The following is a 20159-nucleotide window of genomic DNA, read 5'->3' on the forward strand; positions in this document are numbered from 1 at the left end:
AATGGATCACGCTCAGCGTGTTTTCGCCTCGTCTGGCGGTCATTCGAACATTCAATGTAATGACGGGTAGTCCGCGCTTGGCGGCCCTCAAATAATGAAATATCCTCGCACTATGTTGAAGAAATTCTTTCAGGCTTTTCGCCCGCCACAAACCGACAACCTGCCCGACCCAGATGCCGAACTGGCCTTGGGCGCGCTCATGGTGCGCGTGGCGCAGGCAGATCGGGACTACAAGCTGGAAGAAATCAGCTTGATCGACCGCATCCTTGCACGGCTCTATCAGCACAACGCGATAGAGGCCGCCAAAGTACGGGCCACATGTGAAAAGCTGCACGCCGCAGCGCCTGATACCGACACGTTTGGCAAGCTGATCCGCGAGACCACCGATTTGCACGAACGTTTGGCAGCTTTGGACGCCCTGTGGGAGGTCGTCTTGGCCGATGGCAACTCGGACGAAGGTGAGATCAACATCGTGGAAGAGGCGCGCATCGCGATGGGCCTCAGCTTCAACGACAGCCAGGCCGCCCGTGAGCGCGTGCAAAGGAGCTTGGAAGAGCGATAGCCCCCATCTATATCTAAGCCATGTTTAGTGATTTCCTGTCCCGGCTCACGCAGCCTGCGCCCGACCCTTTGGCCGAAGATGACGCTCGCCTGGCCTTGACGGCCTTGTTGGTGCGTATTGCCCGATCCGACAACGATTACGCCGACAGCGAGATGGCCCGAATCGACAAAATTTCGGCCCAACGCTATGGCCTGTCTCCGTTCGAGGCCGCAGCCCTGCGCGCCCGGGCCGAGGATCTTGAAGCCGAAGCCCCCGACACTGTGCGTTTCACCCGCGCGATCAAAGAGGCTGTGGCTTATGACGACCGCCTAGCCGTGGTGCAGGCGATGTGGTCAGTTGCTTTGGCTGACGGCCACCGTACCGGCGAAGAGGATTCTCTGCTTCGGTTGGTGGTCAGCCTGCTCGGCGTCAGCGATGTGGACTCTGCGCTGGCTCGACAGAAGGTTGCCAAATCGTGATTGCGATGCTGGGCATGTACGACATGCCCGCGCTGCAGCCCGCGAATGATCGCTTTTGGACTTTGATTCGCAAACACTTGGGATTCGGCCCCGATAATCTGACAAGAGATGTCGATTTCTGGGATATCTGGCAAAGCCCGGACCTGACCTTTGCCCAGACTTGCGGCATGCCCTACCGCACCCACCTGCGTGGCAAGGTGCAACTTGTCGGCACACCGGACTATGGGTTGGACGGGTGTCCCCCGGGCTATTACCGCTCTATCTTTGTCGCCCGTCAGGGTGATCCTCGCGACCTCAGCCAGCTCTCGACCGGCACCTTTGCCTTTAACGAGCGCCTGTCCCAATCTGGCTGGGCGGGTCCAATGATCCACCTTGAAGCGCTCAACCTCAGCCCCAATGCCACTCTGGAGACCGGGGGCCATGCAGTCTCGGCGGATGCCGTGGCAGAAGGGCGCGCCGATTTTGCCGCGTTGGATGCACTAACATGGGAATTGCTCAAGGAGCATTCCGACCTTGGAAAGTCCCTGCGCGCAGTGGAGGCCACTGTCCCTACCCCGGCCCTTCCCTATATCACCAGCAAGAACCAAGACGCGCACGCCATCACATGCGCCATTCGAGCTGCGATCACTGATTTGCAACCGCGCGACCGTGATTTGCTGCACTTGCGCGGCTTGATCGACATTCCGGCTACGGACTATCTCTCGATCCCCAATCCTGCCTGAAACTAGACCGGCCAGCTCTGTCGCTGATCGATTTGGCCAATACGTATGGTCAATTTGACGGTTTCAGTGCCCGATGGTGTCAATTGCGCATTGCATTGCCCCGAAATTTAAGCCCTATTACCGCACCAACACCGATAACACATGGGCCACTCGTGACAGATTCCGCACCCGTAATCGAAATCAAGAACCTCCACAAAAGCTTTGGCCAGCTCGAAGTGCTGAAGGGGGTCGATATTACGGCAAGGCGCGGAGATGTGGTTTCGCTGATTGGATCGTCCGGATCGGGTAAATCCACGCTACTTCGCTGCTGCAACCTACTCGAGGACAGCCAGCAAGGCGAGATTCTGTTCAAGGGTGAACCGGTGCGCTGGTCGGGGGACATGCACAATCGCCGCCCCGCAGACCCGAAACAAGTCATGCGCATCCGCACCAACCTGTCGATGGTGTTCCAGCAATTCAATCTGTGGGCCCACATGACCATCCTGCAAAATGTGATGGAGGCACCTGTCACCGTTCTTGGCCGTGACCCTAAAGAGGTCGAAGACAGCGCCCGTAAGTATCTGGAGAAAGTGGGAATCGGAGACAAGTGTGATGTCTACCCCGCTCAACTGTCCGGTGGCCAGCAACAACGCGCGGCAATTGCACGTGGCCTTTGCATGGAACCCGAAGCCTTGCTGTTCGATGAACCGACGTCGGCGCTCGACCCTGAGTTGGAGCAGGAAGTGATCAAGGTAATCAAGGACCTGGCTGCCGAAGGCCGCACCATGATTATCGTGACCCACGACATGAAAATGGCTGCTGACATCTCAAGCCACGTCGTTTTCCTGCATCAAGGCCTGATTGAGGAAGAAGGTCTGCCGGAAGATATCTTCACCTCCCCCGAATCTGAACGGCTTCGGGGCTTTCTCTCCGCCACAAAGGCGGCTTAAATTAACTTCAGGACAGAAAACAAACTGGGGAGTATCCAATGAAAAAACTGATTCTGACCACAGCGGCTCTGGCGCTTGGCGCAGGTATGGCCATGGCGGACACCGTCCGTCTGGGCACCGAAGGCGCCTATGCTCCGTGGAACTTCGTCAACGACGCTGGCGAAATCGACGGTTTCGAGCGCGAACTGGGCGATGAACTGTGCAAGCGTGCCAACCTGGAATGCGAATGGGTCAAAAATGACTGGGATTCGATCATTCCGAACCTCGTGTCGGGCAACTACGATGCGATTATCGCGGGCATGTCGATCACTGACGAGCGTGATGAAGTCATCGACTTCACTCAAAACTACACGCCGCCGGATCCGTCGGCCTATGTCGCGATGTCTGACGGTGTAGACTTGGCAGGCGGCGTGATTGCAGCACAAACCGGCACCATTCAGGCCGGCTATGTCGCAGATTCCGGCGCAACTCTGGTTGAATTCGCAAGCCCTGAAGAAACCATCGCAGCCGTTCGTAACGGCGAAGCCGATGCGGTTCTTGCAGACAAGTCGTTCTTGGTGCCCTTCACCGAAGATGGCTCGGGTCTGGTCTTTGTTGGCGACGAAGTTCCGTTGGGTGGTGGTGTCGGCATGGGCATCCGTGAATCCGATGGTGACCTGAAAGAGACGTTCAACGCAGCTATCCAGTCCATGAAGGACGACGGCAGCCTTAACGAGCTGATCACCAAGTGGGAAGTGTCCTCGACCTTCTAATTTAATACTCTGCGGCGCGCCTGCCCGTAAGGCGCGCCTCATCTGAGCCCTTGCCAGTCAAAGAGGCCCGCCATTTTTTCGTTCTGCACTGATCCCGATACACTCGGCACGTTCCGCTGGTTCTCATGCTATCTGACCAACGGTGTGCATTGGCTGTTCTACCTGTCCTTCTTCAAGGTCTTGCTGTTGCTTGCGATTACCGCACCGGTGGCATTGGGCTTTGGCTTTTTGGGGGCCATGGCAGCCCGGTCGCATTTCCTGCCGCTCACCTTGCTCGGCAAAGGTTACATCGCCATCGTTCGGGGTGTTCCGGATATCGCCTTTTTCATGTTCTTCGTGATTGCGCTGGATCAGGCGTTCGAATGGACCCGTCATAAGATTTTATGTCCTGAGTGGACTGACCCGATCCGTCAGGGCAATGACTTCATCGTGTGTCAGGCGGCCAAGCTACCGCTGGGCAGCTCACCCGAATGGGTGCACGAGACTTACGGCTTCTTTTTGGCCGTCATTACCTTTTCAATCGTTTTCGGCGCTTTTGCCGCCAACGTTCTGTTCGGCGGCATGCGCGCCGTGCCGCATGCTCAGCTGGAAACGGCCGCAGCCTATGGCATGACCCGCCGCCAGACCTTCTGGCGCATTCTGGTGCCGCAGATGTGGGTTTATGCCCTACCCGGCCTGTCGAACCTGTGGATGGTGCTGATCAAAGCCACACCGCTGCTGTTCCTGCTGGGTATCGAAGACATCGTCTATTGGGCGCGTGAACTGGGAGCGTTCAAGAACCCCAAATTCACCCAATATCCGCATGGCGACTGGCGCATGTGGTACTTCCTTGCCCTGCTTGTGTTCTATCTGGGCATGACCCGTGTCTCTGAAATTGGCCTTGAGCGGCTGATGCGCCGCCTGTCGCACGGTCAGGCGACATCGGGCGGAGAGCTTCTGCGCAAGGAGACCACGGCATGAGTTGTATTCAGACCATCCAGGACTACGGCCTGCGCTCGATCGGTATTGGCGAACGTCTTCTGCCCCGCAGCGACTTTACCCTGTGCGAACAGTTCACCCTGATCGGCTCGGGCATGATTTGGAACGTGTATTTCGGGATCATGGCGCTGGCGACCGGGTTTTTCCTGGCCACTGCACTGGCCTTGGGCAAAGCGTCCACGAAGAAATGGCTGCGTAAGCCGTCGGAATGGTTCATCTTCCTGTTCCGGGGCTCTCCGCTGTTCATCCAATTCTTCTTTGCCTACTTCTTCTTCCTGTCGCTAAAGCAGAATTATCCATTCCTCGACGTGCTCACCTCCGCCTGGCTGGGCGCACTGATCGTATTGTTCTGCAATACCGCGGCCTATTCGGGTGAAATCTTCTATGGCGCGCTGAGGTCGATCCCGAAGGGCGATATCGAGGCTGCAGATGCATATGGCATGACCGGTTGGGCGCGCTTCCGCCGCATTATCTGGCCGACCATGCTGCGGCTGGCCTGGCCTGCCTATACGAACGAGGCAATCTTCCTGTTCCACGCCACCACGCTTGTGTTCTTCTCGGCCTTCCCGGTCTGGCAGCAACGGGGCGACGCGCTGTATTACGCGGGCTATTTCGCAGACAAGACCTTCAACCCGTTCATCTCCTACCCGATTCTGGCCTTCTACTTCATCCTGCTGACCCTGATGGTCATCTGGGGATTCGGTATGGTGAACAAGAGGTTGAACCGGCATCTTCCAGAAGCCAAGCGGACCAAGTTGAAGCTACGAATGAATCTGGCGCGCTGAATACGGGCGCGCCAACCGTTGCTTGCACCATTGTCCAATGACATCGAAATCAACAATGAGACCGGGGCCATCTGCCCGCTGTTCATGAGGATGAATAAGAAGGATGGTACCGCCTCCCTGGCTTGAACAGGGGACCTCTGGATCCACAATCCAGCGCTCTAACCAACTGAGCTAAGGCGGCACTTGTGAGGGGCGATGTACCGAACGTGCCCAAGGAATGCAAGAGGATTAAAGCCGAATTTTCCAGCTTTGTTCGACAAGATCGACACCAAAGGAATGCACCGGTTTGCTGTCCAGCAACTGCCAACCATTGCGCCGATAAAGCGCGCAGGCTGCCCGATGGCTTTCATGAGTCCAGAGCCGCATTTCAACGAACCCTACGCCGCGCGCAAAGCCCATACACGTGTCCAGCATGCCTTTTCCCAACCCCTGCCCCCGCGCCTCTGGCACCAATAGAAAAAGCCGAAGCTTTGCGGTTCGCTCATCCAGCGCGACGCAGAAGATACTGCCCAGACGTTTCCCACTTCGTTCCGCGATCCAGCCCCTCTCGCACGTCGGATCATGACTGGCGACAAAATCATTCAGTATGTCCTGAACCAAAGTACCGAACGAGGCATCAAACCCTTCATCTTGGGCATAGAGCCTGTCGTGCTGCTCAACCAGCCAAGGTACATCTGTAGCGCGAAAAGGTCTGATCTGAACGTCCTGCATACCTCAATTGACTGCAAAGGCAGCTTGATTCTCAACCCTTTGCGCGCTAGCACGAACGCTCAGTCCCGGAGGCGAACATGGGCATCAACACCGAACGCGACATTCAGGCCAACCTGCAGATCGGCCCCACCGATCAAGGCATGATACGGCTGTTCATCGAAGCCGATGGCATCGAGATTCCGATGGATTTCGACCCCGAAGAAGCCGAAGAAATCGCGGACGAAATTCGCGCGGCGGCTCAAGCAGCCCGTGCTGTAAAGCGCTGAACGTTCATAGCCGGGGATCGCGCAGCACCTGCAAACGGCGTGCAGCGTCGGTTGCAAACTTCTGGATCATCTTCTTGCGCCGTGCCGGAGCGACCTTGTCTTCCGGCGCCATCCGCACGATTTCGGCATCGTAAGCGTCTGCTATGATCAGGCCAGTTTGTTCGGGCAACAGATCGGTCGGGAAATCGGTATCGACGGCCCAAAAAAACCGGTCGCACCATTCAAGATAGCCCTGCCACTTGGAATCCGCCTGATAATCCGCCCGGCTGGACTTACATTCAACCACCCACAGCTCACCCTTCGGCCCCAACCCCATGACATCGACACGCAACCCTCGGGCTGGCACAAATTCTTCAATTGAAACAAAGCCGTGTGTCGAAAAATGCCGGGAAACGCCCCGCGCCAGCCTTTGTCCGGGTTGCAATTCTAGTGTCATGAACTCAGTGTGAACAATTGCAGAACAAAAGGCAATGCGGCGATCGCTCAACCTTCAATTTCACGCTTGCACGGAGGCCAATCAAAGACATGCCAACTAGCATTCCACTCCAGTGGACGGACAAGCCATCATGAAGTATCCCAAAAGCAACTGGCACTCTACAAGGTAGTGAATTTGTTGCACGATAATGTCGCAATATGGACTATGGTTCGCAACGAGAACTTTTTTTTGAGGCTCTGGGTCGAGTATTACTCAAAATTCGTCCCGCGTCGTAACCTTTTTATCCTTGTTGATGGTGCCGACAGCGAAGTACCGGACAACCTTGAGGGATGCACGCATATTGTCCTGCCGCAAGACGACCCGAGCCCGGGGTGGGATCAAAGACGATGGGAATTTCTTTCCTCGTTTGCCAGCTCATTGACCCAGCGATATGACGTGGTCATCGGGGGCGACGTAGATGAAGTGATCACCGTTGACCCCGAATTTGACCAAGACCCAATCCAATTCATATTGGAAGAGACCACCGCGGATGTAATCGCACCGTTTGCCATAGACCTGATACATCGCATTGACCTCGAGGACGATTTCGATCCCTCTCGTGGCGTTCTTGAGCAGCGATCATTCGGGCGAATAAATACGCTCTACAGCAAGCCCTGCATAATTCGGAAACCGGTAACCTGGAGTTTGGGCCAGCATTTTTCGTCCAACCCTGACCGCGAGCTTTCTGACAAATTGTTCCTGTTCCACCTCAAGTACTTAGACCATGGCATGCTGATCGAGCGTCAACGGGAACGGTTGCAACAGATCTCAAATGCAAATTCCCAAATGGTAAATGGAGTTGCGGGCAGAGGTTGGTATCGCACTCTCGATCAAATCTCGAACGAGTTGAAAGTCTTTGTTGATGCTGGTCCTCCGCGAGACGTGGATATGTCTTTCCGGCACATCCACAAGAAACTGCGGGAAACTTGGGCCTTCGACAAAGACGAAGGTCTATGGCGGCACGCAACCATCAGAAGATCTTGGACTTTTCCAATTCCGGAACGCTTTAAAATGCTGTTTTGATCGCCAGCACTTGCGAAAAGCCGTTGTACGCCCTACTTAAGCGCGTGGCGGGTTCTGCCCTTCTTGTGACTGGTAGCATTCTGGTGGCCTTAAGCAATTCCGAGGGGGCTGGCTCTGTTCAGGTCCTGGCCTGATTACCTGGCGCCCACCTGTACATACAGGTCCTCGGGAATCACACCGCACGGTTGACTGGCGGTCCCGCCACATTTTCACATCAGCTTTCGATGTTAGACACATCCTGTACGACGAAAGCCTCATCTGACAGCGCAAAATCATACATTCGACGGCCATTCCATTGCGGCATGTATTCGTCGTACAGTCTGTTTTTTAGTTCCGGCCGGGAAGGCACCACCAAATCAGCTTCCTGCAATCCAACACCAAAATTTAACACACGCGTTTGTTCATAACGTTTGGCTGCCTGCGCCACTGCATGGTGCAGTAAAACATGTTCGATATGCCCATATTCCCCGACATGATTATGAGTGATGACTGTCGAAGGCTTTATCTGTTCCATTAGTGCAAAGGCCGACCCGCTAAGCAATTCGAACAATGGGTGCCGGTTCAGAGGGCGCAGTATTTCCGGTGGATGAACCTCTGACGCAGAAGGCATTTCAATGAAGCGCCGCAACCTGCGGTGATCCCGCTCTACCGCAAAGGGGAACTGAATCCTGCTTGCACCAAGCGCATCGCATACGCTCTGCATCGCCGCCTCGCGAGTTTCCGTATCACGGCGGTTCGGTGCCGGACGGAAGAAACTGGCAATCGTCACGTCAGCGCGGTCTTTCAAATGGGAAAGGGTGGATCCGCAAAACAAGGTTTCATCGTCCTGATGACACACACAGAGCAGAATTCGATCATCCTTTAGGCTGGCGAGGCTGACCCTGCCCGCTGCAACACCCGGACCCGTTTCCAAGACATCATAGTTTGCGCTTTGAATGGCCTGAAACCGCGAAGAGGTCACCCGGCGTGCTCGCCCCTCTGCGATCAGCTTCTCAGAACTGGCCTTAACGTGGCCGTTTTTGTTGTCTCCTTGCAGAAGATAGCACCGCTCTGCCAATCCCGGCCATGCGGCTTCAAGCTCGGCAATTCTGTTGTTTTTCATTGCATCCAGATGCAGCAGATCAATTGGCCCGAATGGCTGATCCACCGCAGCTTGCCGCAACCCGTCGATAGCGTCGGACAGATACAGCTTTACGCGCGTGGGAAACCTGTTTTCGAACCAGTTGAAAACGACCGGTACATAGACATCCACCGGCGGCCAGGATTGTCGCAACCGCTGTCCCAGATCTATCCCGACAAATGTCAGGGACGGGTTGGAGTGCAAGGCCAGCAAAGCCGCATGCCCCCCGGCGACGCCCAATTCAGCAAAACACGAACTTTCTTGCGCCATCTGAAACAACGCGCGCCGCTTTGGCTCCATCGCGGGTTCCAGATCGCCCAAATGGAAGTCCTGCTGCATATGGCCATAGCAAACGTTCCCATTGATTGCGACGGGCTCACCAGCCTGCATCAGGCTATCGGCGATGGCGTGATTCAGGTCATTAAGGTCATTGCGAAAGGCGTCAGACGCGATGACCTCTTCATAGGTAGGAGTGTTCAAAGGTACTGCTCTTTCCGTGCCGGTCGTTTTGTTTGACCGACATCAGAGGGTAAGGCGCGACGACATTCAAGTGGTTGAGATAACCAAGGATCAAATCAGGACGGCACCCGGCGCTAACGCCTTGGCCCTTTTGTTCCCTGCAGGTTTTTAGTTTTCTTCAACCTTGACCGTCGCAGGTTTGAAACTGACAGCCACCGGGGTCCCGCGACGCGGCCCCCGAGGTTTGTCTGCCATGCTCATAATCGCATAAGCAAACTGAACTCCGGCAAAGACGATGCCGTTCATAAACCAGATCATGAGCAGCGCGATCAGGCCCATATCAGATCCGGTGATCAAGTTGCGCAGGTTGGCAACGTTCAGCGCAAGCAAAACCCCGACGAAAACCGCCGAGATTACAAATCCCCAAGCAACCTGTGTGATATACAGACGGATCAGTTTCGGCATAACGGCCTCCTTGCGCTCTGACTTTCAGGCTAGCGCATATCAAGCCGTGGTAAAGGCGTCAGAACGCCTCGGGCTGGGCCTCGCGCGCCATGTGATCCAGCACAGCGTTGACGAATTTCGGCTCCTTACCTTCTGGGAAGAAGGCGCGGGCCACATCAACAAATTCCGTGATTACAACCTTGGGCGGCGTGTTGCTTTGCGTCAGCTCAGCCCCAGCAGCGCGGAAGGTGGCGCGTAACGTTGGGTCGATGCGCGCGATGGGCCATTTGGCCACCAGCGCGCGATCAGTCATCTGATCGATCGGTGCCTGATAGTTCACCGCGTCTTCGACCAGTTTGCGGAAAACGGTGATATCACCGTCCAGCATTTCATCGCCCTCATAGACTGCACCAAAACGGTGATCCAGAAACTCGTTCACTACCTGTTCGGTTGTCTGACCCGACTGCTCCATCTGGAACAGCGCCTGCACGGCATAGAGGCGTGCGGCGGATTTCATCAGGCGTTTCTGGTTGGCCGGTTTTGGCGCGTCTGTCTGGGTCATGCTGTCGTGGATCCGTTGCTGTCGCCCGCCACAAGGATGGACTCGGACGGCGGTTTGAAGCCAACGCCCTTTTTAGAAGCGCCCCACTTACGGCTGAGTGCGATCAGATGCAAGGCCGCAGCGGCTGCTCCGCCACCTTTATTCATCTTTTCGGGGTTCGCACGAACCTCGGCCTGCTCGTCATTTTCGACGGTCAGGATGCCGTTGCCGATAAGAAGCCCCTGCAGCCCCATCAGCTGTATGGCCCGGCTTGAGTCATTGCAGACGGTTTCATAATGCGTAGTCTCGCCGCGAATAACGCAGCCCAGCGCGACATAACCGTCGAAATTGCACTGGCGGTCGGCCATAGCGATGGCAGTGGGAATCTCCAGTGCACCCGGCACCTCGACCACTTCGCAAGTACCACCTGCGGCCTCAACCTCGGCCTTGGCACCGGCAACCAGATTGTCCGCGATAGCGCGGTAGAAAGGAGCCACCACGAGCAGCAGTTTCACCGGCTTATCAAAGGTCGGCGTCGGCAGAACGCCATGTTTGTCTTGTTCAGCCACGATCAGTCTTCCTTAAGAATCGAGCGGGTTCCGACGATGGACAGGCCAAAGGCGTCGAGCCCCAGATACACGGTTTCCGGTGAGTCAGTTAGCAACACCAGTTCTTGAATGCCCATCTTAGACAGGATCTGCGCACCTAGACCGGTTTGCTTGATGGTACGGGGGCCTTCATCCTCGGCTGCGTATAGCGAATTGCGGGGCTGGCGGAACAGGCAGACCACACCACGACCTTCTGCTGCAATCTTCTCCATCGCGCGGGGCAGTTCCTGTGGCGATTTTGGACCCAAGCCCAGAATGTCCGGCGCTTCGTGCAAAGCATGGGTACGCGTTAGCACGGGTTCGGGCGTGGTAATGTCGCCCTTGACCATAACCACATGTTCGATGCCGTGGGTCTGGTCAGTGAACAGGCGCATCTCCCACTCACCGCCATATTCCGAAGTGACGGTCTCGCGCGACGTCTCGACCACCAGATTGTCATTACGCGAACGGTACGAGATTAGGTCACTGATCGTACCGATCTTCATGTTGTGCTCTTTGGCGAATTCCACCAGATCGGGCAGGCGTGCCATGGTGCCATCAGCCTTCATGATCTCGCAGATCACGCCCGAAGGGTTCAACCCAGCGAGCCGAGAGATATCCACGGCGGCCTCGGTATGACCCGCGCGCACCAGCACCCCACCCCGTTTAGCACGCAGAGGGAAGACGTGGCCGGGGGTGGCGATATGTGCCATCGTATTTTGTTCGTTGATAGCGGTCGCCACTGTCAAAGCCCGATCAGCCGCCGAAATACCAGTGGACACACCTTCGCGCGCCTCGATGGAAACCGTAAAGGCGGTTTCGTGGCGCGAAGAGTTGTTCACTGCCATCATCGGTAGGCCCAGCGCATCCACTCGTTCGGCAGTCATAGGCAAGCAGATCAACCCGCGCCCATGGGTCGCCATAAAGTTAATCGCCTCGGCATCAGCGAATTCAGCAGCTATCACCAGATCACCTTCATTCTCGCGATCCTCGTGATCGACCAGAATATACATCCGGCCCTTACGAGCTTCTTCGATGATGTCTTCAATCGGGCTGATCGCGTCGCGCAGCTGGGCTTCGACGGGTCCGGGGGTTTCAAAGCTCATGAGGCAGCCTTTCACAGAGCAAGTCTTTCGGCGGGATAACTCACTCCAAGCGCAAAGACCAGTACACAAACACTCAGCAACGGCCCGAAGTTGATGCACTTCCCGAAGTTCATGGTTGGCCACACAGTCGCATACCACGCGCAATACTGGCAAACAGCGCTAATACCGAGCACCAGATAGTCCGTAATTCCTGCCTATGCTGAGAATTATAGCAGTACTTTCTATAGAATATCCTACTTCAACATCTAGGTTGCCGGATGCGGATAACTCAAGACTTGCGGATTTACCGATGCGCAGCGTTCACGCTCATAAAACTATTGGGCTACGCACACCTTGCTTAGCACTGTGCCAAAGACGGCAATACCGCGATCCAGTTGGTCCCATTTTCTGGTGGTTGGCCAAGAAGCTGACCACCCGATTTGGATCAAACACTTAGTTTTCAGGACATCTCGGCAAGGCGCGCGACATAACGGGCCAGTGTGTCGATCTCAAGGTTTACACGGTCACCGACAGTTACGTCTCCCCAGGTCGTCACCTCTTTGGTATGCGGGATGAAGTTGATGCCAAAGTCGCATTCGTCCACATCGTTGACAGTCAGCGAGGTACCATTCAGCGCGACCGAGCCTTTTGGAGCGATAAATCGGGCCAACTCCTTAGGCGCGCGCAGTGTGACACGGGTGCTGTCACCTTCGTCCTGAATCGCAACCACCTCAGCCACTCCATCGACGTGACCCGAGACGATATGCCCGCCCAACTCATCTCCGACCTTCAGAGCGCGCTCCAGATTTACGCGGTTACCGACGGTCCAACTATCCAGGTTGGTTTTCGACACCGTTTCAGCGCTGATTTGCACGTCGTACCAGTCATCGCCCAGTGCGATCACGGTCAGGCAGACACCATCGCTGGCGATCGAGGCGCCAATATCAATACCCGTTGTGTCATACGCTGTTTTGATCCGGGCCCGCAGATCGCCTTGCTGGTCCAGCTCGGTGACAGTGCCGATATCGGTGACGATCCCTGTAAACATTCCGTTAACCCTTAGTTCTTAACTTGGCCCAGTGCTCCAACCCGAGGTAATCCTAAGCGACGTAACGAGCAAGACCCACCTTGTCGACTAGGACCAAAACAGGCATTAAATGATCAACGAAGGACAAGGGCAGTACTAATGTCACCCTCGACCAAAGGGCCAAACCGCCGCGTTTTTCTCTTTCTTCAAGGACCACATGGCCCGTTCTTCAACGGGCTCGGCCGTATGCTACGGAATGCGGGGGCCGAGGTATGGCGCGTTGGGTTCAACGCCGGTGATCAGGCGTTCTGGTTCGACAAATCCTCGTACATCCCGTTTCTCGACACGCTTGAGCGGTGGCCGGAAACGCTGTCCAACCTAATCGACAGCCGGGGCATTACCGACATCGTATTGTACGGCGACACCCGCCCGGTTCACGCCAAGGCAATAGAACTGGCCCGAAAAATGGGCGTTATCGTCCATGTATTCGAAGAAGGCTATCTGCGCCCCTGGTGGGTTACGTATGAACGGTTCGGTTCGAACGGAAACTCTCGCCTGATGACGTTGAGCGTAAAACAGATGCGGCACGCGCTGGATCATACCACTGCGCAATCCCCGCCCCCACCGTCACATTGGGGGGATATGCGGCAGCACATCTTCTACGGTGCGCTCTATCATTGGTTCGTGCTGTTTCTGAACCAGCGCTATCGAAATTTCCGACGGCACCGCGACCTACCAGTGTCAAAGGAGTTTCGGCTATATTTCAAACGTTTGCTGCTGATGCCGCTGCACAGAATCCAACGCCACTGGGCCACGGCACGCGTGAGATGGGGGGGATACCCCTATCATCTGGTATTGCTGCAACTTGGGCATGACAGCTCGGTTCAGGCCCATTCAGATTATTCCTGTATGTCCGATTTTCTGGATGACGTGACTAAAGGATTCGTCGAGGGGGCCCCATCGCATCACCGGTTGGTGGTTAAAGAGCATCCACTTGAAAACCACCGAGAACCCCTGCGCCGTCGTGTACATCAGATTGCCAAGACGCACGGCATTGCTGATCGGGTCCACTACGTCCCCGGAGGAAAGCTTGCCAGATTGCTGGACGAGGCAAGCTCGGCTGTCACGATCAACTCCACCGCCGGGCAGCAGGTATTGTGGCGCGGTATCCCGCTGCGGATTTTTGGCAGGTCTGTCTATGACAAGCCCGAATTCGTGTCGCAGCAGCCACTGCCTTCGTTCTTTGCGGCACCGATGCCTCCGGATCAGAATGCCTATCAAAATTACCGACAATTTCTGCTGAAAACGAGCCAGATACCCGGAGGCTTCTACTCCCGCCGGGGCCGCCGACAATTGCTGCGAGGTGTGGCCGACATGATGTTGGACGCCGAAGACCCCTATCAATCTGTCCTGAACCACAACGAGGCGTGGACGCCACAGTTAAGGGTAGTTGAGTAATTCAAACCTGTTGGCGCTAGAAGTTGTCGGACGAACCGAGTAGCCTGCGCCAAACAAAAAACAACAAGTATAAATGACGACTGAGGATAACCGGCAGTGAAGCGTTTTCCAATCCGATGGATCCGGGGGATCTCTCTTGTGGCGGCAATGGGGCTGATGGCTGCTTGCCAACTGCCTAAATCAGGCCCCAACAAGAGTGAAATCCTATCGGGTTCAACCACGCAAGGCGGCAATGCTTTCGTGGTCGAGGTTGATGATCGCGTCACGAAAGCCACCTCGGCCATTCCTGAATACGGGTTTTCCTCGGCCTTCCGAACCGCACCGAACTTGGCGGCCGACACCGTTCGCCCCGGCGACATCCTTGGCCTGACGATCTGGGAAAACGTGGATGACGGTCTGTTGTCCGGCGAGTTGAGCGGTGCCACGAGCCTGGAACAGATACAGGTCGATGGCGAAGGTTTCATCTTTGTCCCTTATGCCGGGCGTATTCGCGCCGCGGGCAACACGCCCGAGCAATTGCGCCAATTGATTACCGACAAACTTCAAGAACAAACGCCTGATCCTCAGGTCGAAGTGCGCCGCACCGCCGGCAATGGATCGACCGTGTCCTTGTCTGGAGAGATTGGCGCGCCAGGCGTATATCCGATAGAACGGCCCAGCAGAACACTGCTGGGAATGCTGTCGCAGGCTGGTGGGGTTGCCGCGGGTTCCGACATTGCGCTGGTGACGCTGATCCGTGGCGATCAGCGCGGAACAGTTTGGTACGACGATTTGTATCAAGACCCCAAGCTGGACATTGCTCTGCGTGGAGGGGACCGCATTCTGGTCGAAGCGGACAGCCGGTCCTACATTGCGCTTGGCGCGACCGGACAGTCGCGCGTTGCATTCGATACGCAAGACCTTTCCGCGCTTGAGGCCTTGGCACAAGTGGGTGGATTGCAATCCTTGTCGTCAGACCCGACCGGTATCTTTGTTCTGCGTAAGGAAAGGCAGGACATTGCCCGCAGCGTCATGGGGCGCTCGGATCTGCAAGGGGATCAACGCATGATATACCTGCTGAACCTGACGGCACCCAACGGCCTGTTTATCGCCCGAGATTTCGTCATTCGAGACGATGACACGATTTTTGTAACCGAAGCCCCGTATGCACAGTGGAGCAAGTCGATCTCACTGATCGCTGGTGGTCTGACGCCATTTGCAAACGTTGCTACACTGACGGGCGGTTAATGCAGGTTGAGCCAACAGCCGGGGCACAGCGTACCCGGTTGCTTATTTATAACGGCGGTTTTCTGACACAGCGCCGTCTTCGGCGCATTCTCTACTTAAAAGGCTATGACATACGCCTGGGCCTGCCGAAATACGGCGATGTCGTTGGTGTTTGGGGAAACAGCCCGACGGCGTACCGTGGGATGACCATCGCCGCGCGGTACAACGCTCCGATCTTGCGGGTCGAAGACGCCTTTCTGCGCTCCTTGCACCCAGGGCGCACGGGCGAACCCGCTTTGGGTCTTTTACTCGACCAGTCTGGCGTTCATTTCGATCCGACACAGCCGTCTGACCTTGAAACCCTGCTGGCAACACATCCCTTGGACGATACTGCATTACTGAACCGCGCCCGGCACGGGGCCGAAAGGATGCGTGAATTACACCTCAGCAAATACTCTGCCATCGATCCCACCTTGCCGCCTCCGGATCCCGGTTATGTGCTGGTGGTCGATCAGGCCCGGGGCGACGCTGCAGTCACCGCCAGCGCAGGGGACGACGCCCGGTTTCGCGAAATGCTGGTCATGGCGCAAGAAGAAAACCCCGGTGCCCGCGTTCTGATCAAGGCGCACCCTGAAACTCTTGCGGGGCACCGCAGTGGGTATTTCTCAGAGCAGGATGAGACTGACAGGGTCTCGTTACTGCGCGCCCAAATCAGCCCGTGGACATTGCTGGAAGGCGCAGTAGGTGTTTACACCCTGTCCTCACAAATGGGGTTCGAAGCCATCATGGCTGGACACAAGCCTCGTGTTTTTGGCCAACCCTTCTATGCCGGCTGGGGCCTGACCCAGGATGAAAATTACTTTCCACGCCGTCAGCGCAGCCTGACACGCGCCCAGTTGTTTGCGGCGGCAATGATCCTCTACCCCACGTGGTACGATCCCTACCGGAACCAATTGTGCGAATTGGAAACCGTTCTCGACACGCTAGAGGCACAGACGCGCGCATGGCGTCAGGATCGCAAGGGGTGGACCGCGTCCGGTATGCGGCTGTGGAAACGCAAACACCTGCAGCAGATGTTTGGGCGAGAAAAGAAAATTCGGTTTACTGATGGCCCTCCAGAGGAATCCGACCATCCCCATATGGTCTGGGCCAGCCAGACCCGCGGAGCTGAAAATGCGGTCAGGATCGAAGACGGTTTTCTAAGATCCCGAGGTCTTGGTGCCAATCTGGTTCCACCGCTCTCACTGGCGACAGACGATCTGGGCATCTACTACGACCCGACGCACCCAAGCCGGTTAGAGGAGCTGATCGCTGCTCGGGAAACCCTGCGCCCGGATCAGGAATTACGGGCCGAGCGGCTGATGACGCAAATCGTCTCGGCTCAGCTCAGCAAATACAACATTGGGGAAAACGCACCGGAACTGCCTGAAGGGCATCGCATCTTGGTTCCGGGGCAGGTCGAGGACGACGCCTCGATCCTGCTTGGTACGACGACGGTGCGCACCAATACCGATCTGCTGCGCACCGTACGAAAAGCCAATCCAAATGCGATACTGATTTACAAACCCCACCCAGATGTCGAGGCCGGACTGCGGAAAGGGATGCTGCACGACGAAACCCTTGCCGACGTCATCGCCCACCACGCTGATCCATCAGCACTGTTGTCTCAGGTGCAAGAGGTCTGGACCATGACCTCATTGCTCGGGTTCGAGGCTCTGTTGCGCGGGGTGCGCATCACAACGCTGGGTGCTCCGTTTTATGCAGGATGGGGGCTGACGACCGATCTGGGGACTGTGCCTGCGCGGCGGGGCGCACAGCCCTCGCTACTGGGGTTGGTACATGCCGCCCTGATTGACTATCCGCGCTACCTGGATCCGGTCACGGGCCAACCCTGCCCCGTCGAGGTAGCCGTGCAGCGCCTGTCTGAAGGCAATCTTCACAAAGGCAGTTCCGCGCTGCGCCTGCTTTCAAAACTGCAAGGCGCATTTGCTACGCATGCACATCTGTGGCGGCGCTAACCAAGCGCCCGTGTCCAACGATGTAGCACGTCTGGCCCGATGGCCCGAGTTCCGATCAGTTCAAACCGAGGTGCGTCGTCCAGCTTATCTAAGCCCAGTGACCCAATTGCAGGCAGCCCCTCGGCCCCGATCGTCAGACCTGCGCTAAAACCCACCAGCTCATCCACTAGATCATCGGCCAGCAAGGATGCTGCTAATGCCGATCCACCCTCACAGAATACCCGAGTCAGACCGGCCTGCCCCAATTGCTGCAACAGGTCAGAGGCATCTATGTGGTGCTCTTGCAGGGCACAGGAAATCAGGCGGGCACCCAAACCTTCCCACGCGCGGGCGCGTTCGGCATCCGGGGACGGTCCATGGCATAGCCAAACCGGTATTTCAGACGCAGTCCGCGCCAATTGGCCCATCAGGGGAATATCCAGATGGCGCGAGACGACAACTCGAACCGGTTGCGCCTCGATCCCCAGATCACGAACCGTCAGCGACGGATCATCGGCCCGCGCAGTACCCGCGCCAACAATCACTGCATCATGGCGTGCCCGCATGGCGTGCACAGCGCGCCGTGCCTTTGGCCCGGTGATCCACTGGCTGTGACCGCTGGACGTGGCAATCCGCCCGTCGAAACTGCTGGCCAGCTTAAGCGTCACAAAAGGCCGCCCCTGTTCGGTTTTCAGAAAGAAACCTGCGTGATCGCGCGCGGCTTGCTCAGCCAGAACTCCTGTGGTGACCTCAATCCCTGCCTCACGAAGCATGGCAAAGCCCTGACCCGCCACACGCGGATCGCTGTCTTCAATTGCAGAGACTACACGGGAAACACCCGCCTTGATCAGAGCCTCGGCGCAGGGAGGGGTTTGGCCGTGATGGGAACAAGGTTCCAACGAGACATAAGCTGTAGCCCCACGCGCGGCCCCTCCGGCCTGCGCTAGCGCCTGTGTTTCACCGTGCGGGCGGCCACCAGGTTGGGTCCAGCCACGTCCGACGATCCGTCCTTCACGTACAATCACGCACCCGACAGCCGGGTTGGGCCAACACGTACCCTGACCGCGCTGCCCCAAAGACAAGGCCAGCGCCATATATCGCTTATCTGTTTCGCTCACTCGTCCGTCGAAGGCTGCGGCGGTCGCAGTTCGTGGACAAACTCCTCGAAATCATCGGCCGCCTGGAAATTCTTGTACACACTCGCAAAGCGAACATAGGCCACGGTGTCGATCCGCGCCAGAGCTTCCATAACGATCTCACCGATCTTGCTGGACGGAATATCGGTCTCACCCATGCTTTCCAGACGCCGGACAATGCCGGAAATCATCTGGTCGATACGTTCCGGATCTATAGGGCGTTTTTGCATTGAGATACGGATGGAGCGCTCCAACTTGTCCCGATCGAAATCTTCGCGTTTTCCGTTGGTTTTAATTACCACCAGATCGCGCAGTTGCACGCGCTCGTACGTAGTAAATCGCCCTCCACAAGCGGGGCAGAACCTGCGCCTGCGGATCGCGACGTGATCCTCTGCCGGGCGTGAATCTTTCACCTGAGTGTCAATATTTCCGCAAAACGGGCAGCGCATCCGCCGTCTCCTCGTCCCTGGTTCGGCCTCTTTTGTAAGCGCTATGGCTTACTTATCCACAACTATAGGGCAGCCGCTAGGATTTGGGTAGTCGGAATTTTTCACCGCAATATAAAGGGGTCACGCAAAATGCGCCGCGACCTTTCGGAGATGCGGCGCAGTTCGGTGTTCAAACAGATAAACGCCCTGCCACGTCCCCAGAACAGGCCGCCCCAAGGCAACGGGAATAGACAGCGAAACCGGCATAAGCGCGGCCTTGATATGAGCCGGCATATCGTCCGGGCCTTCATAGGTGTGCCGCAGATACGCCATGGCAGGATGGTCCGAAGGCGGGACCAGCCGATCAAAAAAGGCATGCAGGTCCGTTTGCACTTCGGGGTCGGCGTTTTCCTGAATAAGCAGCGAACACGACGTGTGCCGAACAAATAGCGTCAGCACACCATCGCGGTCGACCGAGTTTAGCCAATGCCGCAGATCCAAGGTGAATTCGTAAAGGCCCGGCCCCTGCGTCGAAATTGCGAATTCGGTCTGCATTTATAGATTCACTAGCGCTCAGTCCACAAAGGGTCGAAAATTGCACCGGGCATTGGCGGCCTGCACAGACATACTGTAACCCGGTTGGAAGCCAGAAGAAAACACTCCGCTGGACTGCTGTGGAACCCCGTCTGGAGCTGCTAAGGAAAACTGTACTGCCGTTCTACGGCCGGTCGCCTCGCTGGGGCCATAGCCGCGTTGCACGTAGATGCGTTGCTGCCAACCAGCGCCCAAAGTCCTCCGGGCAAAATCAGCGGCAGCACACCAATACCCATCCACATCAGTGCGCCCTCTGGGGATCACTTCAAAGGACGAATTGCTCAGTGCTGCGGTCTGAAACCCCAAGCGTGCATTAAACGCCGAGACCGGAGTGCTCAGTAAAAGGGCGGCAAAAACTGCGTATGTCATAACCTGTTTCATAATCATACTCTTTCCTGTTTCGAGGTAGGTATTGA

24 protein-coding genes and 1 tRNA gene are annotated in these 20159 nt (G+C 56.5%); 12 read left to right on the forward strand and 13 right to left on the reverse strand.

Going from position 1 to position 20159, the window contains the following annotated elements:
- Positions 1–112: 112 nt before the first annotated feature.
- From GOW93_RS02955 to GOW93_RS02985, 7 genes are all read left to right on the forward strand, one after another.
- A complete protein-coding gene (locus GOW93_RS02955) occupies positions 113–562 on the forward strand; it encodes a TerB family tellurite resistance protein (RefSeq protein WP_170381796.1) in 450 nt (149 codons plus the stop codon).
- Between the two features lie 20 nt (positions 563–582).
- Positions 583–1020, forward strand: coding sequence for a TerB family tellurite resistance protein (locus GOW93_RS02960; protein ID WP_170381566.1), 438 nt, complete (start codon positions 583–585; stop codon positions 1018–1020).
- 5 nt (positions 1021–1025) lie between these two features.
- Entirely contained in the window at positions 1026–1742 is a 717-nt protein-coding gene (locus tag GOW93_RS02965) for a phosphate/phosphite/phosphonate ABC transporter substrate-binding protein (protein WP_174818996.1), read from the forward strand.
- 152 nt (positions 1743–1894) lie between these two features.
- Positions 1895–2671: an ABC transporter ATP-binding protein gene (locus tag GOW93_RS02970; RefSeq protein ID WP_170381568.1), complete on the forward strand. Its 777-nt coding sequence runs from the start codon at positions 1895–1897 to the stop codon at positions 2669–2671.
- 38 nt (positions 2672–2709) lie between these two features.
- Positions 2710–3423, forward strand: a complete 714-nt coding sequence (locus GOW93_RS02975; RefSeq protein ID WP_170381569.1) for a transporter substrate-binding domain-containing protein — start codon at positions 2710–2712, stop codon at positions 3421–3423.
- Between the two features lie 72 nt (positions 3424–3495).
- The gene (locus GOW93_RS02980) at positions 3496–4383 is read left to right on the forward strand and encodes an ABC transporter permease (protein ID WP_170381798.1); all 888 of its coding nucleotides are present in this window, start codon (positions 3496–3498) and stop codon (positions 4381–4383) included.
- A complete protein-coding gene (locus GOW93_RS02985) occupies positions 4380–5186 on the forward strand; it encodes an ABC transporter permease (protein ID WP_170381570.1) in 807 nt (268 codons plus the stop codon). Before GOW93_RS02980 ends, GOW93_RS02985 begins: the two co-directional genes overlap by 4 nt.
- Before the next feature lie 104 nt (positions 5187–5290).
- Here GOW93_RS02985 and GOW93_RS02990 read toward each other — a convergent pair.
- Both GOW93_RS02990 and GOW93_RS02995 read right to left on the reverse strand, forming a co-directional pair.
- Positions 5291–5367: transfer RNA gene (locus GOW93_RS02990), tRNA-His, on the reverse strand.
- Between the two features lie 47 nt (positions 5368–5414).
- On the reverse strand, positions 5415–5897 hold the full coding sequence (locus tag GOW93_RS02995; RefSeq protein WP_170381571.1) for a GNAT family N-acetyltransferase: 483 nt from the start codon (positions 5895–5897) through the stop codon (positions 5415–5417).
- Between the two features lie 77 nt (positions 5898–5974).
- Here GOW93_RS02995 and GOW93_RS03000 point away from each other — a divergent pair, with 77 nt between their 5' ends.
- Positions 5975–6163, forward strand: a complete 189-nt coding sequence (locus GOW93_RS03000; RefSeq protein WP_170381572.1) for a DUF6324 family protein — start codon at positions 5975–5977, stop codon at positions 6161–6163.
- Between the two features lie 4 nt (positions 6164–6167).
- Here GOW93_RS03000 and GOW93_RS03005 read toward each other — a convergent pair whose 3' ends face one another.
- Positions 6168–6599, reverse strand: a complete 432-nt coding sequence (locus GOW93_RS03005) for an MmcB family DNA repair protein (RefSeq protein WP_170381573.1) — start codon at positions 6597–6599, stop codon at positions 6168–6170.
- A 9-nt stretch (positions 6600–6608) separates the two neighbouring features.
- On the opposite strand from GOW93_RS03005, the gene GOW93_RS03010 reads away from it, so the two are divergent.
- Positions 6609–7661, forward strand: coding sequence for a hypothetical protein (locus tag GOW93_RS03010; RefSeq protein ID WP_217354774.1), 1053 nt, complete (start codon positions 6609–6611; stop codon positions 7659–7661).
- A 214-nt stretch (positions 7662–7875) separates the two neighbouring features.
- On the opposite strand, the gene GOW93_RS03015 is transcribed toward GOW93_RS03010, so the two are convergent.
- The 6 genes from GOW93_RS03015 to GOW93_RS03040 all read right to left on the reverse strand — a co-directional run bounded on the left by GOW93_RS03015 (position 7876) and on the right by GOW93_RS03040 (position 12945).
- Complete coding sequence (locus GOW93_RS03015) at positions 7876–9261, reverse strand: PIG-L family deacetylase (RefSeq protein ID WP_170381575.1); 1386 nt, start codon at positions 9259–9261, stop codon at positions 7876–7878.
- A 147-nt stretch (positions 9262–9408) separates the two neighbouring features.
- Positions 9409–9705: a hypothetical protein gene (locus GOW93_RS03020; protein WP_170381576.1), complete on the reverse strand. Its 297-nt coding sequence runs from the start codon at positions 9703–9705 to the stop codon at positions 9409–9411.
- A gap of 58 nt (positions 9706–9763) precedes the next feature.
- On the reverse strand, positions 9764–10246 hold the full coding sequence (gene nusB / locus GOW93_RS03025) for a transcription antitermination factor NusB (protein ID WP_170381577.1): 483 nt from the start codon (positions 10244–10246) through the stop codon (positions 9764–9766).
- On the reverse strand, positions 10243–10794 hold the full coding sequence (locus tag GOW93_RS03030) for a 6,7-dimethyl-8-ribityllumazine synthase (protein WP_170381578.1): 552 nt from the start codon (positions 10792–10794) through the stop codon (positions 10243–10245). The genes nusB and GOW93_RS03030 overlap by 4 nt, the downstream gene beginning before the upstream one ends.
- Before the next feature lie 2 nt (positions 10795–10796).
- On the reverse strand, positions 10797–11918 hold the full coding sequence (ribB, locus tag GOW93_RS03035) for a 3,4-dihydroxy-2-butanone-4-phosphate synthase (RefSeq protein ID WP_170381579.1): 1122 nt from the start codon (positions 11916–11918) through the stop codon (positions 10797–10799).
- A 439-nt stretch (positions 11919–12357) separates the two neighbouring features.
- The gene (locus GOW93_RS03040; RefSeq protein WP_170381580.1) at positions 12358–12945 is read right to left on the reverse strand and encodes a riboflavin synthase; all 588 of its coding nucleotides are present in this window, start codon (positions 12943–12945) and stop codon (positions 12358–12360) included.
- A gap of 138 nt (positions 12946–13083) precedes the next feature.
- Between GOW93_RS03040 and GOW93_RS03045 the strand changes: the two genes are divergently transcribed.
- The 3 genes from GOW93_RS03045 (at position 13084) to GOW93_RS03055 (ending at position 17606) form a co-directional block, all read left to right on the forward strand.
- A complete protein-coding gene (locus GOW93_RS03045) occupies positions 13084–14382 on the forward strand; it encodes a capsule biosynthesis protein (RefSeq protein ID WP_170381581.1) in 1299 nt (432 codons plus the stop codon).
- A gap of 96 nt (positions 14383–14478) precedes the next feature.
- Positions 14479–15609: a polysaccharide biosynthesis/export family protein gene (locus GOW93_RS03050; protein ID WP_368039629.1), complete on the forward strand. Its 1131-nt coding sequence runs from the start codon at positions 14479–14481 to the stop codon at positions 15607–15609.
- Entirely contained in the window at positions 15609–17606 is a 1998-nt protein-coding gene (locus tag GOW93_RS03055; protein WP_170381582.1) for a capsular polysaccharide biosynthesis protein, read from the forward strand. The genes GOW93_RS03050 and GOW93_RS03055 overlap by 1 nt, the downstream gene beginning before the upstream one ends.
- Here GOW93_RS03055 and ribD read toward each other — a convergent pair.
- The 4 genes from ribD to GOW93_RS03075 all read right to left on the reverse strand — a co-directional run bounded on the left by ribD (position 17603) and on the right by GOW93_RS03075 (position 20112).
- Positions 17603–18703 carry a bifunctional diaminohydroxyphosphoribosylaminopyrimidine deaminase/5-amino-6-(5-phosphoribosylamino)uracil reductase RibD gene (gene ribD / locus GOW93_RS03060; protein WP_170381583.1) on the reverse strand — a complete coding sequence of 367 codons (1101 nt, stop codon included), beginning with the start codon at positions 18701–18703 and terminating at the stop codon, positions 17603–17605. The genes GOW93_RS03055 and ribD overlap by 4 nt on opposite strands.
- The gene (gene nrdR / locus GOW93_RS03065) at positions 18700–19170 is read right to left on the reverse strand and encodes a transcriptional regulator NrdR (RefSeq protein WP_037307671.1); all 471 of its coding nucleotides are present in this window, start codon (positions 19168–19170) and stop codon (positions 18700–18702) included. Before nrdR ends, ribD begins: the two co-directional genes overlap by 4 nt.
- A gap of 120 nt (positions 19171–19290) precedes the next feature.
- A complete protein-coding gene (locus GOW93_RS03070; protein WP_170381584.1) occupies positions 19291–19704 on the reverse strand; it encodes a secondary thiamine-phosphate synthase enzyme YjbQ in 414 nt (137 codons plus the stop codon).
- Positions 19705–19722: 18 nt separating this feature from the next.
- Positions 19723–20112 (reverse strand): hypothetical protein, encoded by a 390-nt coding sequence (locus GOW93_RS03075; RefSeq protein ID WP_254443435.1) that lies wholly within the window; start codon positions 20110–20112, stop codon positions 19723–19725.
- Positions 20113–20159 lie beyond the last annotated feature (47 nt).

The organism is Ruegeria atlantica (assembly GCF_013032455.1).
Taxonomy (GTDB): Bacteria; Pseudomonadota; Alphaproteobacteria; order Rhodobacterales; family Rhodobacteraceae; genus Ruegeria; species Ruegeria atlantica_B.

What these genes read in the sequence shown, in the direction of transcription:
- GOW93_RS02975 (WP_170381569.1), top strand. Translation starts at nt 2,710, where the DNA reads ATGAAAAAACTGATTCTGACCACAGCGGCTCTGGCGCTTGGCGCAGGT.
- GOW93_RS02960 (WP_170381566.1), top strand. Translation starts at nt 583, where the DNA reads ATGTTTAGTGATTTCCTGTCCCGGCTCACGCAGCCTGCGCCCGACCCT.
- GOW93_RS03005 (WP_170381573.1), bottom strand. Translation starts at nt 6,599, where the DNA reads ATGACACTAGAATTGCAACCCGGACAAAGGCTGGCGCGGGGCGTTTCC.
- nrdR (WP_037307671.1), bottom strand. Translation starts at nt 19,170, where the DNA reads ATGCGCTGCCCGTTTTGCGGAAATATTGACACTCAGGTGAAAGATTCA.
- GOW93_RS02965 (WP_174818996.1), top strand. Translation starts at nt 1,026, where the DNA reads ATGCTGGGCATGTACGACATGCCCGCGCTGCAGCCCGCGAATGATCGC.
- ribB (WP_170381579.1), bottom strand. Translation starts at nt 11,918, where the DNA reads ATGAGCTTTGAAACCCCCGGACCCGTCGAAGCCCAGCTGCGCGACGCG.
- GOW93_RS03075 (WP_254443435.1), bottom strand. Translation starts at nt 20,112, where the DNA reads ATGACATACGCAGTTTTTGCCGCCCTTTTACTGAGCACTCCGGTCTCG.
- GOW93_RS03055 (WP_170381582.1), top strand. Translation starts at nt 15,609, where the DNA reads ATGCAGGTTGAGCCAACAGCCGGGGCACAGCGTACCCGGTTGCTTATT.
- GOW93_RS03000 (WP_170381572.1), top strand. Translation starts at nt 5,975, where the DNA reads ATGGGCATCAACACCGAACGCGACATTCAGGCCAACCTGCAGATCGGC.
- nusB (WP_170381577.1), bottom strand. Translation starts at nt 10,246, where the DNA reads ATGACCCAGACAGACGCGCCAAAACCGGCCAACCAGAAACGCCTGATG.
- GOW93_RS02985 (WP_170381570.1), top strand. Translation starts at nt 4,380, where the DNA reads ATGAGTTGTATTCAGACCATCCAGGACTACGGCCTGCGCTCGATCGGT.
- GOW93_RS02995 (WP_170381571.1), bottom strand. Translation starts at nt 5,897, where the DNA reads ATGCAGGACGTTCAGATCAGACCTTTTCGCGCTACAGATGTACCTTGG.
- GOW93_RS03040 (WP_170381580.1), bottom strand. Translation starts at nt 12,945, where the DNA reads ATGTTTACAGGGATCGTCACCGATATCGGCACTGTCACCGAGCTGGAC.
- GOW93_RS02955 (WP_170381796.1), top strand. Translation starts at nt 113, where the DNA reads ATGTTGAAGAAATTCTTTCAGGCTTTTCGCCCGCCACAAACCGACAAC.
- GOW93_RS03020 (WP_170381576.1), bottom strand. Translation starts at nt 9,705, where the DNA reads ATGCCGAAACTGATCCGTCTGTATATCACACAGGTTGCTTGGGGATTT.
- GOW93_RS03045 (WP_170381581.1), top strand. Translation starts at nt 13,084, where the DNA reads ATGTCACCCTCGACCAAAGGGCCAAACCGCCGCGTTTTTCTCTTTCTT.
- GOW93_RS03070 (WP_170381584.1), bottom strand. Translation starts at nt 19,704, where the DNA reads ATGCAGACCGAATTCGCAATTTCGACGCAGGGGCCGGGCCTTTACGAA.